We start from the raw sequence: 15,099 nt of genomic DNA on the forward strand, positions 1-15,099 counted from the left end.
GGACCCCCGTCGCTCCGGATCGTCGTCTATTGCGCTCAGTGCACGCCGTTAAAGTCGGCGGAAGTCAGGGAGTGGTTGCCGGCGATGTCGATCTTGAAGTCGGCGACCGTGTCATTGTTGGTGTTGCCCGCAACGATCGTGTGCTCAAGGCCATCCCTTGTTTCGTGGGTGACGATGACCTGCCCGGCGGACGTGAAGACGTTGCCGGCGAACAGCACGAAGGACTGGTTGCCGCTCGCCCCCGTGTTGGCGTCGATTGCCGACAGGTCGATCCTGTCGCCGGGCTGGAAGCCCTTGATCGTGTCGCCGTCGGCATCGACTGCGGAGTTGAACACGAAGGTGTCGTTGCCCCCGCCGCCGTCCATCACGTTCGCCACCGAGCTTGCCACGATGGTGTCGTTGCCGGAGCCGCCGATGAAGTTCTCGAAACCGAAGACCTGGTCGGTGCCGCTCTGAGCGCTGGCAACGCTGCCGTGCTGACCGATCCCGTTGCCGAGATCCGCCGTGATGGCGGCAGATATCGCCGAGTAGTCGAGGGTGTCCTCCCCCATGTCGCCAAAGTAGGTATCATTGCCATCGCTCACCGTCGCGATGATCCGGTCGTTACCGGCACCGCCGTAGACCACGTCGTTGCCGAGGCCGCCTTCGAGGGCGTCGTCGCCCGCATCGCCAAAGATGCGATCGTCGCCCTTGTCGCCGGCGATCAGGTCGCGCCCGGCGCCTCCGAACAGGACGTCGTCGCCCTCGTTGCCGAACACCACGTCGTCGCCTGCACCTGCCTTCACCAGGTCGTCCCCGGCGCCGGCCTTGATCGTGTCGGCGCCGTCATTTCCGAGGATCACGTCGTCGCCGTCGAGCCCGCTGAGGACGTCGTCGCCCGCCGCGCCGACCATCACGTCGGCCCCGGAGGTTCCGATGTTGACTTCCGCCATGCCGGGATTGATCGCCGGCGTGCCGGCGCCGTCATGGCCGTCGTCGTGATCGTCTCCCGAACAATGCTGATCATCGCCGGATCCGCCCTGACCGCCACCCTGGCTGCCGTCGCCGGAGCCACCCTGGCTGCCGTCGCCGGAGCCATCCTGGCCGCTGCCGTCGCCGGAGCCATCCTGGCCGCTGCCGCCCGTCGGCCCGCCCGGATCGGATGGCAGCATGTTCTGGGTATCGACCACGTCCTGCGGCCGCAGCGTTCCGATCACCTGGTCGTTGCCTCCGCCGCCGTGGAACACGATGCGATGGTCGGAGGTCAGTCCGGAGATGTCGACCGTGTCGGCGCCCGATCCGCCGTTCACCGTGATCGTGCTGTAGTTCAAGCTGGTTCCGGTGAAGTTGCCGATCACCTGAACGGTGTCGCCGCCGATGGTGCCGGTGCCGCCCGGGAGGACGCCGCCCGGCGACGTAATCGTGGCCGCATTGACGACGATCTCCTCGATGTTGTCGAGTTCGGCGATCAGCACGCCGTTGCGAGCGACAACGATCTCCGTATTCGCGTTCAGGCCGGTGAAGCCTGCATGTGCCGCGCTGCTGCCGGTCCCCGGCCCAGCGCCGTCCCAGTCGTCGGTATTGGAATAGATCCTGAAGGTCTCGGCACCGGCTACTCCGTTCAACACGTAGGTATCCGGCGTGGTGTCGCGGCCGTTGATGTCGAGCGCCGTCGTGCCGCCATCCACGAAATCGTGGCCGCCGGTCGATCCGGTCTGGGTCACGGTGTCTGCGCCGGAGCCACCATTGATATAGTCGTCGCCGGCGCCGCCGTTGATGGTGTCGTTGCCGTCGAGACCGAAGATGGCCTGCGATCCATTTGCGCCCGCCGCGCCGTTGAGGTTGGCGTTGTTGGCATTGGTACCCGTAACGACACCGTAGTTCACGCCGTTGAAGCGGAGTTGTTCGGTGCCGGTGACGGTATCAGTGCCCTCCGCCCCGGTGTTGTCGGTGACGGTGATGGCCGCCGTGGTGGCTGCAAGGGTGAAGTTGGCGACAGCCCCTGCGTAGACGGCGGTGTCGTTGCCGGTGCCTCCGTCTAGCGCGTCGTTTCCGGCGCCACCGTTGAGGATGTCGTTGCCGCCAAGGCCGCTCAGGCTATCGTTGCCGGCCAAGCCGTTGAGCGTATCGTTGCCGTTCGTGACCAGAAAAAACGGGTTGGCCCCCGAAGCGATGTCGTCGCCCGCCGTCCCGGGGAAGGCGCCGAGCAAGTTGCCCCCGAAGAAGTTTTGGCTCGCCCAGTTCACCGCATGGGCACCTACCGGACCGGTCGGCGCCGAGGTCACGATCTCCGCGTGTCCTCCCGCATCCGTGAACGTCGCAACGACCCGAAGCTGCAGGCCGGCCTGGGCATCTAAGCCGCTGAAACCCAAGGCATTGAAGTTGTCCTGCGGTGTGAAGGTTGCCGCGGTCGCGCCTGCAATATTGGTCCACGCGGTGCCGTTGGCCGAGGACTGCCACTGGTAGTGCAAGGCCGCCGGGTTGAAGCCGTTGGCGTCCTGGATCGAGCTGATGTTCAGCGTCAGCGGCTGGCCTTCGGTCGGCGTCAGATCGGAGATGACGGGAGCGCCGGTGGCCGGGATCTCGACCAGCTGGGTGATGTCGACGGTACCGTCAGCAAACTGAAGCTTCTGGATGCCGACCAGAATGTCAGTGCCGTCGGTCGGTGCACGCGCCGGAAGCGGGTCGGTCGGTCCGGTCGGCGTGTGGCCGTGGTCCACGATCTTGTAGGCTAGGACATGGCCTTGGTTGGCGCTGTCGAACTGGATCAGGGTGACCTCGTAGTCCGCTACGTTGCCGGTATAGGCTGCGGTGTCGGAAGAGGCCCCGGGCGCGGCAGCGGTGCCGTCGTCGCCCAGGACGACGTTCTTGAACTGGTCGGAACGCAGCATTTCGGTGAAATGCTTTTCGAAGCCCTGCGTCCCCAGCGCGCTGTTGCCGAGCAGGCCCGCGCCGAGCGTGTCCTGGTATCCGACGCGGTGGGAAGCGCCGTTGTAACGGGCGTCCTGAAGGCGATCCGCTTCGGTCGATCCGGAATTATTGTTGTTGTGGTCGTAGGTCGAGGCCACCCCAGGCGCGGATTCGTAGCGGCCGATCAGGGTGTCGAGCCGGATCGAGCCACCGACGATGACGTCGTCGCCGATGTCGCCGGTCAGGATATCGCTGCCGGAGCCGCCGACGATCCAGTTGTTGCCGGCGTCGCCGCCCAAGGTGTCGTTGGAGACGCTGCCGACCAAGCCTTCGATCTGGAACGCCGCCGGAACCGACTGCTGGCTGTTAACCGCGGTCAGGGGGTTGGCCTGCTGGTCGAGGTCGTAGGAGACCCCGACCGGGCGGAGATGCTGCAGGCTGAAGTCCATGATGTCGAAGCCGGTGGTGCCGGGCGTGTTGCCGTCGTCTGTGACCCCGTCGCCGCCCAGGACTTCGTCGGGTCCGGTGCCGAGCGCCTGGGCGATGTCACCGACCTTCATGATGTCGTCGCCGGCGCCGCCGAACGAGATGTCGACGTCGGCGCCGTCGAGGATCATGTCGTCGCCGTTGTCGCCGTAGAGCACGTCGGTGCCCGAACCGCCGTCGATGAAGTCGTTGCCGTCGTCGCCATGGGTGAACGGGTCGGTATCCTGATCCCCGAAGATCCTGTCGTCGCCGGTGCCGCCGAACAGCTTGTCGATGCCGATGCCACCCGAGATGTAATCGTTGCCGGCGCCGCCGATGACCTGGTCGTTGCCGTTGATGTCCGATCCGCTGGATTCGCCATACAGGAAGTCGTCGCCGGCGCCGCCGTCGATCAGGTCGGGGTTGTCGCCGCCGTAGATGGTGTCGGAGCCGTCGCCGCCGTAGAGACGGTCGATGCCGTAGCCGCCGTAGATGGTGTCGTTGCCGGCGTCGCCGTAGACGGTGTCGTCGCCGCCCTGGCCGTAGATCAGATCGGCGCCCTTCGAGCCGACGATGATTTCGTTGGATTCGGCGCCCGAGTTCGGGGTGCCGTCGAGATTGACGCCTCCGTTTTGATTGTAGGCGCTGGTCGGATCGGAGTCGGCCAGTCGGGTGTCCTGGATGTAGTGCACGCCGCCGATGGTGACGACGTGGCCATCGTTGAGATTGCCGTGGCCGCCGTTGGAATAGATCCCGATCGTGCCGTCGTCCACCGAGACGTGGGTCGCCGTCGGTCCGGTGCCGATGTCGGCGGTCACCCCACCGTATTTATGCTCGTTGGCGGTCGTCAGGAACTCGGTCTGGCTACCAACCAAAACCTCCTTGTGGGCGCTAAGGTCGATGTTCTGGTCGGCATAACCGAAGATGTTGCCGTTGAGATGCGTCAGACCGGTATTGCGTTCGACGATATCCTTGAGCTGGCCGTTGCCGACCTCGTTGCCGAACTGGGTGCCGAACAGCCGGTACAGGTAGTAGAACCGGTCGCCGTCCATCAGTTTCTCGATCTGGTCGACGAAGACCTTGTCGAAGGTCTCTCCCAGCAGGCCACCCGGCTGATGGACTTCGGCGAGACCGCCGAGCCAGGTGTCGATGCTGTTGAAGGCGAGGGTGCCTGCGCCCCCGACAGCCTCGTCGCCGTTGAGGAAGCCGTAGGCCTGATCCAGGGAAATGCCGTCGGTACCCGCTGCGACCGTGCCGTCAACGATGCCGACGAGATGCTGAGCCTTCGTCAGATTTCCGTCGAAGGCGTAGGCTGCGATGAAGTTCGCCAGCGAACTCGGGTGCTGCATGTTCTGGCCGAAGTCGTTCCAGCTGGTGTACTGGTTCAACCCGACGGCGTGGCGGAACTCGTTGAGGGTCGGAATGCCGAGGTCGCGGCCGCGCGCGATGTTGATGGCCGCCAGATCGAGCGGCTGGCCGAGCAGGCCCTGGTTGAGCGCCGGAGTTACGAATTCGTCGACCTCGTTCATCTGCTGGTGCGTCATGCCCAGGATGATCCCCGAAGCACCGACGTCGGCGAATTTCTCCGGCGCCAGGAAGGCCTCCTTGAGCGCGTAGCCCATGATCTTGCCGGTCAGACCGCCGGTCGGATCGATGGTGTCGATGGTCTCGCGCAGCGTGGAATGGCCGAAGCGGAAGGCAACCTGCGAGTATTCGAGCGAGATCGCCGAATTGACGTTGGTCGAATAGGCGCCGAACTCCTGGATGTTCGGCGTAACGTTGCGGGCGTACTGGTCGACCGCGGCATGCTGGTATTCCATTTCCACGACCAGCTTGGCCGCGTTGAACATCTTGTCCTGGTCCCAGGCGATGCTGCCGTCGCCGTTGAGATAGTCGCCGGCCGCGTTCATGCCGTGCCCGGTGTCGACCTGGAAGCCATGCAGCGAGGCGTGGGTAGCGTCTCCGGACACGATGTCCTGCCGATGCAGGGCGTCGATGATGTTGTCGACCTGGTAGTTGTGCTCCTCGTGGAACACATGGTGGATCGAGGTGAGACCAAAATTCTCGTTCACGCGCCCGTCGCCAGCGACGTAGTGGTCGCCGACCGACGCCATCAGGATCTCGCCCACCGCGTCGTGCAGCGCACCGGCCGGGGTGGTGATGCTGAAGTCCGCAAAATTGACAAACGGGTAGAGTGCGCTGGCGCCGCTCAGCATGTGCGGCGTCCCGGCCGGCGAACCGGCGGGCAAGTTCTCCATGAACAGGGTCAGCTTGTGGGTGACCGGGTCGATGCCGAAGCTCGACGCCGCTCCGAACGTCGACTTGACGCTAGCGTCGATGGTGGCGATTGCCGCGGTGACCTTCGCTGTCTGGGCCGCGGTGCCGTAGCTCGCCTCGCCGGCGTCCTGGGTGCCGCTGCCGTTCTTGTCGTAGAAGCCCGCCATGTGCCCCGCGTCGAAGCGCGGGTTCATGTCGAGCAGCAGCGCCGAGCCGCTGGTGCCGGCGACGACATGGCCGCTGGCGTCGCGGTTCCGCAGGTCGTTGACGTCCTCCCAGGTCAGCGCGTCGCGGCCGGTGGCCTCGATATGCGCGCGCAATTCGTCCAGCGTCGGCAGCGTCTGCGTCGTCAGGGTGACGCCGTCCGCTTTCATCCACGGAGTGTCCAGCGTGTGCCCGTCGAACAGGTTCATGCCGGCGTGGAAGTCCGTGGTAGAGGCCGTTGTCGTATCCGGGACCCACTCGCGCAGCAGATTGGTCAGCTGCTCGTGCGAGCCGTAGGTCTGGCTCTGGTCGATGAACGGCGAGGTGTGGTTAACGTATTCAGCGCCGTTGGCATCCAACTTGGCGACGGTGGCGCGGTTGATGGTGATTTCGTGCACCGGCTGGCCATCCTGGCCCAGCATGCCGTAGAGCGGGTCGTCGCTCGCCAGCGCGATCTTGACGGTCTGACCGGACGCCTTGCCGATGAAGTCGAGGCCGTGATCGAAAAACTGCCCGAACAGCACGAAGAAGCCGTTCGACGGCGAAACGCCGGGATTGAGGCCGCCGATGAAATGATCGTCCTGGCCGGCCGAGGCGGCGAGCCGCGCCTGGGTGTCGACCTGGCCGAGGCCGCCGTTGGCCACTGTCTTGAGCTGACCCCAGTCGAGGACCTTGGCGACGCCGCTGGCGTCGTAGTAGATTTCGTTGGGCTGATGGGAGCCGGCGAGCGGATCGCCCGAATGGTTGGCCCAGGTGTCGAAGGTGACGCCGGCCGTGGTGGTCGTCAGGCTGATCATGCGCGGCGTGTAGTCGACGACGTTCTGGATATCGATCGGCGCGCCATTGGCGGCGGTATGGTCTCCCGGCTGACCGGGGGTGGTATCGACCTTGATGGTATAGTCGCTGAGATTGGCTTTGAAGGTGCCGTCCGCGATGCTGTACGAGGAGTAGTATTGTTTGGCGGCAGCATAGGCCCGGTCCGCCACGGCCTGCATGACCGGAGAATAATTGGCATAATCGGCGGCGGCCGAGCGGGTGAAGATCTGATCCGTCGCACCATACGTGGCGTTGATCAGCGACAGGTTGTTGTTGAGGCCGCTCGGATCGCGCAGGCCGGCGAGGTCGAATTCCGAGATGTAGGACTGACCGTAGGTCGCGACTGCAGACAGAGCGAGCGGGTCGCTCGCCGTGGCGCCGCCTTGCCCGATCAGCGTTCCTTTGGCGTCGTAGACGCTACCGGTGCCGTCCCACAGGATGATGGCGTTTCCGTTCACATCGAAAAGCGGTCGGAAATTCACCTGGCTGAGGATGAAGTCGATATCGCTCTGGTCGATTACGAACGGCTTGAGATAATTGGCCATTGATTCTACTCCCACCAATGCTGCTAAAGTCGGTACGTTTTGCACCGGGCCCGTAACGATTTTTTAAGCATGGCATGCGCCGATGATTTGGGAAGGGCCTGAAGTCGAGCGAAAAAGAATGGATGAAGGTCGTATTCACCCTGCCAAAAGGCCAAGATCTTGATTGGACTTAAGTCCATATTTGGATCGCGTTGGGCCGCGCCGATTCGGCGTCGGGCAGCCCGGCTCACGCTGTTTCAGCAATTTACCATTGCGGCGACGGTGGTCCTTGGCTTCATGATGATCGCCGTCGGTACGTGGATTAGTGCGCGAATAGTCGATGGGGTATTGCGCAGCAGTTCAGATTCTGCGGCGCTGTACCTCGAGGGCTTCCTCGAGCCTCATATTCAATCGCTGCAGTTTGGCACATCGCTCCCGCCCGAAAGCCTTGCCAAACTTGAAGAAATCAGTGCCAGCCTTGCTTTGCGACGTCACGTTCTGTCAATCAAGGTATGGCTACCTGACGGCACAATCGCCTTCAGTTCTCAGAAGGACCTCATCGGAAAGAAATTTGACCCCACAAAGATACGTCCCGGCTTTAGAGGCGAGATCAGGGGAAACTTCGCAGACAATGACGACGAGGAAAATGAATTTGAGCGCAAGCTTGGGCTTTCGCTCTATGAAATCTATGCGCCCCTACATAAGTCCGGGACAGATCAGATCATTGCCGTAGGCGAATTCTATGAGAACGCCGAACGCCTGCACAAGGAGATCTTCGCCGCCGTCCAAGACTGGCTCGTGATCGGCGCGGCGGCAATCGGCATGCTGCTTACTCTTTTCGCGATCGTCCATCGTGGCAGCGCCATAATCGATCAGCAAAAACGGGCGTTGAAATTAAGGCTGCGAGAGCAATCCAGACTTCACCACATCAATGATCTTCTTAAGGAAAAGATGCAGAAGGCCATGCGAGAGAGCAACCGAATCGATCGCACAATCCAGAAGCGAATTGGCTCACAACTGCATGACGGCCCAGCCCAACTTTTGAGCTTCGTATTGTTGCGGCTCAGCGAGATCGGGACCGCGCTGAAAGCACCCAGGGACGCGAACGAGAACTCGAGCAATCTCATCGATGAAGTTCGCGGCGCGGCATCTGACGCCTTGGCTGATCTTCGTTCGATTTCGAGCGGCCTGCTGCTTCCTTACATCGAAGACAACGAAGACATCGTGGGCGTCCTACAGTCAATCATTAGTCGACATGAGCGCCACACAGGCTCTCGGGTCGATTTTAAAGCAGTTAATGTACCAAAGCGGCTATCGAGAGACATCATCCACTGCGTTGGGGGCATCACTCAGGAGGCGCTAACCAACGCTCATAAGCACGGTGGCGGAGACGCTCAAGACGTTTCTCTCAACGTTGATGATGCCGAATTGCATCTTTCGATTCGTGATTCCGGGCCGGGAATCGATTTTTCAAAGATTGCAGATGTTGCTGCAGCGCGAAACGATCGCCTGGGGTTGCTTGGGATGAAGTATCGCGTCGAGTCCGTCGGTGGCACGTTGGAATTAAAGTCCGCGCCATCAGAAGGCACAGAGGTAAAGTGCAAAATTCCTCTGAATAATATTGAACCTAAATACCAGGGCGCCGACGCACTAATCGAACTAAATCGCCGATGAGCGCATCATATAAAGGCCGCCGCCGGACCGCTGTTTTCTGATTTTATGATCAATTCACCAAGCCGAATCAAACTTGTTGATAACTTGCAAGAATTACGGCAGGATCTTGCCATTAAAGTCAACCGTTTTGACCCGTTTGTATCGTCAGTCCGGGGGAATTTCAATGAAATCAGATATTTTGCAGATTTCAATTGCCATCATAGATGATCATCCAATCTTGCGTCACGGACTGGCCGCTGTTCTCCGCAGCGAGCCCGGATTTAAAGTGGTCGCCGAGGGAGGATGCTCGACTGAAGCGTTGCAAATTGCCAACATGCATCGTCCGAATATTATGCTGCTGGACTTGGGCATTCCGGGCAATGGTATCGAGGCTCTCAAGGAAATATGCGTTCAAGTCCCTTCGACCCGCTGCATCATATTGACCGTGTGTGATAACGCAGATACCGCGATCAACGCGCTCAATTCCGGCGCCCAAGGATACATCCTTAAAGGTATCGCCGGCGAGGACCTCAAAGCGGCAATCAGGACCGTTTTAAACAACGAGTCGTTCGTTTCTCCTGATTTCGCGGCCAAACTCGTCATCGCTGCCCAGAGGGAGAAAGTAGCTTTAACACAGGCTGGCAGCCAACTGAATTTCCGTGAAGTTCAGATACTACGTGAAGTTGAAGCTGGACTTACCAACAGAATGGTTGCGGAGAAGCTGAAAATCAGTGAAAAGACAGTCAAATACTATATGACTAACATTATGCAAAAGTATGGTGTCAGTAATCGAACATCAGCGGTGGTTGCGGATCAGAGGCTGCGCATGTCACGACCGAATGCTTAAAAACGGACGTATGGTTTTGCGAACAAACCGTCCGATAGACTTGATGTCATTCCCATCGGAATCTCCAAATTTATCCCGTGCCAAATCTGCAAGCAAATGGCGGGACTCAGCTGCACCCGGTTCTGTTGACACCGGCTTAAACTAATCTGGCCCTTTGCTCGAACTCCATAGGGCTTAGATATCCGATGGTCGAGTGACGACGCTTCGGATTGTAGAAGCATTCGATGTAGTCGAATACATCGGCCTTGGCTTCGTTCCTTGTTCGGTAGATCTTGCGCGCGGTTCGCTCCGTCTTCAACGACGAGAAGAAGCTCTCCATCGCCGCGTTGTCCCAGACATTTCCAGACCGGCTCATTGAACAGACGACGCCGTGGTCGGCCATCAATCGCTGGAACTGCTCGCTGGTGTATTGGCTGCCCCGGTCGGAATGGTGGAGCAGCGCATCAGGTTTGCCTCGTCGCCAGATTGCCATCACGAGGGCGTCGGTCACAAGTTGCGCCGTCATTGCGGTTTGCATCGACCAGCCGACTACGCGCAGAGAGAACAGGTCGATGAAGGCCGCCACATAAATCCAGCCTTCCGCCGTCCAGACATAGGTGAAGTCGGCGATCCATTTGCGGTTGGGAGCCGCCGCCTCGAAGGCGCGGTCGAGAACGTTGGCCGCGACGGCGCTCGCGTGACGTTCACCCACATCAGGAGGAAGGCGACGCCGTCGCGGCCGCGCCCTGAAAGCTTGTAGGCGCATCAATCGTTCGACCCGGTGCAGCCCACACGACACACCCTCTGCAAGCAGGTCGTGCCATACGCGCCTGGCGCCGTAGGTGCGGTCGCTCGCGAGGAAGCTGGCTCGAACCTTCGCACCTAATTCCTCATCGCTGCGGCTACGCCGACTGCGTGAACGCTTCAGCCAGGCATAGAACCCACCTCGCGAGACACCGAGCGCCTCGCACAACCACTCCGCCGGCCAGAGCCCCCGGTGCTTCGAAATGAAACCGAACTTCACATCGATTCCTTCGCGAAGTAGGCCGCGGCTTTTTTTAGGATGTCGCGCTCTGCCTTCAGTTTGGCAACCTCGCGCCTGAGGCGCGTGATCTCCTGCTGCTCCGGCTTCATCTGACCTTGACCGGGAAAAGCGTGTTGCGAGTCGTCGGCGAACTTCTTCACCCATTCACGCAGCTGCGTCGGATGAACGCCGAGGTCGTCGGCAGCCTGGGCGTAGGACACGCCCCGATCCTTGATCAGCTTGACCGCCTCAACCTTGTACTCTCGCGTAAACTTCCGTCTCTCCATGACATACCTCCAGCTCCATAAAACACCTAACTTGGTGTCTTCGGAACCGGGTGCAGCTCAATTTGTTTTAATGGTGGTGACGGCGAACAATCACCATGAGCTACTTTAAATGTCCGAAAGACATCGAGAAAAGATAAAAGTTTATCGAGATTGCGCGATATATTTTTCCCGTTGTTCAATCTCAAGCAAAGAAAGCTTCTTGGCGAGGCTGACAACGAGAATACCAAAGCCGACTTTCGAGGAAAGGTCGGCTATGCAATAGACCAGCTCCCTGACAGCCAAAAGCTCGCCCTTGTACCCCAACAGTGGAGCAAGATATCCAATGGGGTAAGTCATCCAAGAAATCAAAATGAAGTTTTGCAGCAAGCCAAAAGTAGATCGTAAATCAGTTGGAAAATCCGCGGCCGCCTCCGAAAGTTCGCCATACATAACAACTAAAATATAAACAAACCCGCCGCAGGCCGCTAAGAAGCAAACCCAGGACGTTGTCGTTCCTCCCCCAGCCTCATTTGTAACGACCTCGCCAATGTAGCCTAAAATTATCATTACCGCATCCGCAATCATAAGCTTTGCCGCAAGTCCGCCTTTGTTAGGGCTATTCGTCAGCATTACGAGCGAAGATAGAATGATCGGAGTTGTCAGTACCCAATCAGCATAACGGAAGGCCGTAGGAAAGCGCGATAGGGTAGCATACTGCCCATCGAGGCCCACTCCTGCTGCCATATGATAATAATTGATTGCCGCGATGCAGACAACCATCATACACAAACTGGCAATCACGCTATATCTGGGCGTAAGATTATTGCGCTCCATAATGAAATAGATTGTTGCTGCAAACATGCCCGCAAAGGTAACGTTGAACATATATTGCGTGGCAAGGATGAGAATGCTGAAGGTTGCGTGTGCGTCTTGCATGGGGCCTACTCAGGCTGCTCCTGTCAGTTGTTGAAGAGTATCGCCGATGTTCTTGCCCATCAGTTCAATTGATGCAGATGTTTGCCTAGATGCAGTGCTTATGCTTTCCGATACCGCGATCGTCTTCTGTTCGGCGTTTTCGGCCAATCCCTTCATGGACGAACCAATCGCATTAATCTCGAGCGCCACCCGTTCGACAAGAGAAGATATTTGTTGTGTGGCCGCGGCTTGCGAAACCACATTCTCGGCGACTTGTGATGAAAAGACCGAGAGTTCGTTGATCACAGTTGAAATTTGCTGAATGGTGTCAACCGTCAAGCTTATTTCTGCGCGGACACCTTCGATTTGACCAGATATCAGTTTCGCAGCGTCGGCCGTTTGTGCGGCCAGTGACTTGACTTCACCGGCCACGACGGCGAACCCTCTGCCCGCACTGCCACCTCTCGCAGCTTCAATTGTAGCGTTGAGGGCCAACATATTGGTCTTGGCGGCGATACTTTGTATTACCTTCAGCATCTCTTCGATTTTAACAGCTTGCTCTTCAAGCGACTTGATGCGCAGGTTGCCGTCCTTAGCCTTTAAAACCGCAGACGCCGAAAGGTCTTTAGAGTTTCGCGCTCCTGCTAAAATGACTTCAAACTGCTTTGACAACTGCTGAGTCGACGCCGTAACCTGTTCGACATTACTTGCCGCTAGATCCATACCGGTCGATGTTTTTTCGGCTGTGTTTCTCAAATCCAAAGACAGTTTTTCGATGCCGTCTGCGGCGGCTAACATCTCTTTCTGGTCGCGACTAATTCCCTCGAATATTTTGACAATTTGCTCATCCAATACCGACGCAATTTTTAAAAGATTGTTTCTAAGGTCAACCGTCTGCTGACCCCTCAATTCTATTTCTCTCAAACGTAATTGCTCAACCTCTTTAGCGTGTGATTTGAACACATTAACAGCATCGTACATATTTGCCAGCTCGGGACCAACTTTGCCGCGGGGCTGCGCGTCTATATCGAGGCGGCCTTTCGCCAACTCATACATAACCTGGCTGAGGTCATTCACCTGGCCGGAAAGTTTGCGCCCGATATAGGTCGAGAGCGCTAATCCAGTAAAAATTGTAAGCAAGGCAAGAAGCAGGGCATTTCTTGAACTTCTGCCAACGACGTCAGTTATGATCGCGAGATCCTTATTAAGTTGGCGACCAGTTTCATCACTTGCTGACTTAGTAGAAATCGATTCAAGTTTGGCGACCTGGTTTCCGATCATCGAAAACTGCGTATTGTTAATTAGCGTCGAAATGACCGATAGAGCCATAACGCTAAAAAAACCCCAATAAAGCAGAGGTCGAATGCCAACCCCGTTGGAGCGAACATGCGAACGACCCGAGGCCGGGTCTGATAGAGGAGATACTTCGCTTCTCCCATTCCGGAATTTGAGTTGTGAAGACGAGGCCGAATTTAACCGACCAAGATTGAATGTCTTAATGCCACCAAGCTCATAATCGATTTGCGCCATTTTTTAGTTGCCCCCGTTGAATTTAAAGCGCTGCGCGTTGGCGTAGAACGGAACACTCCGGCGAATAGCGATAGCCTTAGAGGTAAAAAAACAATCTGGAGTAGTAATGCTCTCACGCAGTGCAATGGCTTGCGATCTTAGTGGTCTTGCGACCATTCAGATTCACTAGACTGCGTATGTTCCCCCGGCTTTCGAGCTTCGGACGCAGTGTAGAAGTCGAGATATCCGCAGAGCCTTCGTGCAATAGCAATCCATCGATAATATCCCGACCCGCAAAAGCCAAGCTCTACTATCGACAAAATATATCTGATTCTCTTTGAAGCGGTTTTTTTTGGAAGCTCTTAACCTGCCCCTGCCGATTTCCGCCAGTTGAAGCTAGAGTTCGGCCTTCCAAAGGACGGACAGATGAAGCGAGCCAGGTTTGCGGAAGAGCAGATTATCGGTGTTCTGCGCGAGCACGAGGCGGGGGCGAAAGCCGCCGATCTGGCGCGCAAGCACGGCGTCTCGGAAGCGACACTGTATAATTAGAGGGCCAAATTCGGCGGGATGGACGTCTCTGAGGCCAAGCGGCTGCGGCAGCTCGAGGACGAGAACGCCAAGCTGAAGAAGCTGCTGGCCGAACAGATGTTGGATGCCGCGGCGTTACGCGAGCTTCGGTCAAAAAAATGGTAGGGCCCGCCGTCCAGCGCGAGGCTGTCGCGCATCTGCAGGCCGAACTGGGCCTGTCAGAACGGCGGGCCTGCACCATCGTCAGCGCCGACCGCAAGATGATCCGCTACCGGTCGTGCCGGCCGCCGGATGGCGAACTGCGCGTCCAATTGCGCGAGCTCGCCAACGCCCGCCGGCGCTTCGGTTATCGCCGACTGTTTGTGCTGCTGCGTCAACAGGGCGAGCCGTCCGGGTTGAAACGGATTTACCGGCTCTATCGGGAGGAAGGCCTCAGCGTCCGCAAGCGCCGGGCCCGCCGCCGCGCGGTCGGCACCCGGGCGCCCATTCTGGTCGAGGCTCGGCCGAATTCCCGCTGGTCGCTGGATTTTGTCCACGACCAGTTCGCTAATGATCGCCGCTTCCGGATCCTGAATATCGTCGATGACGTGACCCGGGAATGCCTAGCGGCGATCCCCGACACCTCGATCCCGGGACGGCGGGTGGCGCGCGAACTGACGGCGTTGATCGATCGCCGCGGCAGGCCTGGCATGATCGTCTCGGACACCGGACCGAGTTCACCTGCAACGCCATGCTGACCTGGTCGGAGAACAACCAGATAGCCTGGCACTTCATCGCACCGGGAAAGCCAATGCAAAACGGCTTTTGTGAAAGCTTCAACGGTCGGATACGCGACGAGCTTCTCAATGAAACCCTGTTCTTCGGGCTCGACCACGCCCGGGCCAGAATTGCGGATTGGGCCGACGACTACAACTCGAAGATCCGCTTCGAGGTATGCCGCTGCTTCTTCGGCCGGTCCTTGTCGGTCGCCAGAATCGCATCAATAACACCGCTGAACTCGTCGAGCTTCGGCCGTAAAGGCGGCTTCCTGCGCACGTACCCGGGCGGCACCGAGAACTTCAGCATCTTCGAGACCGTCCTGGCATTGATGCCGAACCGGTCTGCCGCAGCGCGCTCGCTGATCCCCTCGATCAGAACGGCGTGCCGGACCCGCGCATAAAGCTCCACTGTCTTCATCCCCCGTCCCCTGCCGCTCCAGACAAA

General features: G+C 58.8%; 6 protein-coding genes and 1 pseudogene. 3 read left to right on the forward strand and 4 right to left on the reverse strand.

Annotated elements, in window-relative coordinates; all coding sequences use genetic code 11:
- Positions 1 to 35: 35 nt before the first annotated feature.
- Positions 36 to 7,196: a peroxidase family protein gene (locus FIU28_RS19835; RefSeq protein ID WP_143574866.1), complete on the reverse strand. Its 7,161-nt coding sequence runs from the start codon at positions 7,194 to 7,196 to the stop codon at positions 36 to 38.
- Between the two features lie 159 nt (positions 7,197 to 7,355).
- On the opposite strand from FIU28_RS19835, the gene FIU28_RS19840 reads away from it, so the two are divergent.
- Positions 7,356 to 8,849, forward strand: a complete 1,494-nt coding sequence (locus FIU28_RS19840; protein ID WP_143574867.1) for a sensor histidine kinase — start codon at positions 7,356 to 7,358, stop codon at positions 8,847 to 8,849.
- A gap of 163 nt (positions 8,850 to 9,012) precedes the next feature.
- Complete coding sequence (locus FIU28_RS19845; RefSeq protein WP_143574868.1) at positions 9,013 to 9,675, forward strand: response regulator; 663 nt, start codon at positions 9,013 to 9,015, stop codon at positions 9,673 to 9,675.
- A gap of 136 nt (positions 9,676 to 9,811) precedes the next feature.
- Here FIU28_RS19845 and FIU28_RS19850 read toward each other — a convergent pair.
- From FIU28_RS19850 to FIU28_RS19860, 3 genes are all read right to left on the reverse strand, one after another.
- A protein-coding gene (locus FIU28_RS19850) for an IS3 family transposase (RefSeq protein ID WP_143574869.1) occupies positions 9,812 to 10,965 on the reverse strand; the annotation gives its coding sequence in 2 pieces (ribosomal slippage) (positions 9,812 to 10,707 and positions 10,707 to 10,965; 1,155 coding nt in all).
- Between the two features lie 141 nt (positions 10,966 to 11,106).
- Positions 11,107 to 11,880 carry a bacteriorhodopsin gene (locus FIU28_RS19855; RefSeq protein ID WP_143574870.1) on the reverse strand — a complete coding sequence of 258 codons (774 nt, stop codon included), beginning with the start codon at positions 11,878 to 11,880 and terminating at the stop codon, positions 11,107 to 11,109.
- A 9-nt stretch (positions 11,881 to 11,889) separates the two neighbouring features.
- Positions 11,890 to 13,389, reverse strand: a complete 1,500-nt coding sequence (locus tag FIU28_RS19860; protein WP_168202996.1) for a methyl-accepting chemotaxis protein — start codon at positions 13,387 to 13,389, stop codon at positions 11,890 to 11,892.
- Positions 13,390 to 13,794: 405 nt separating this feature from the next.
- Between FIU28_RS19860 and FIU28_RS19870 the strand changes: the two are divergent.
- A pseudogene (locus FIU28_RS19870) lies at positions 13,795 to 14,809 on the forward strand (IS3 family transposase); the annotation flags it as partial.
- Positions 14,810 to 15,099 lie beyond the last annotated feature (290 nt).

It is taken from the genome of Tardiphaga sp. vice154 (genome assembly GCF_007018645.1).
In the GTDB taxonomy this organism is placed as follows: Bacteria; Pseudomonadota; Alphaproteobacteria; order Rhizobiales; family Xanthobacteraceae; genus Tardiphaga.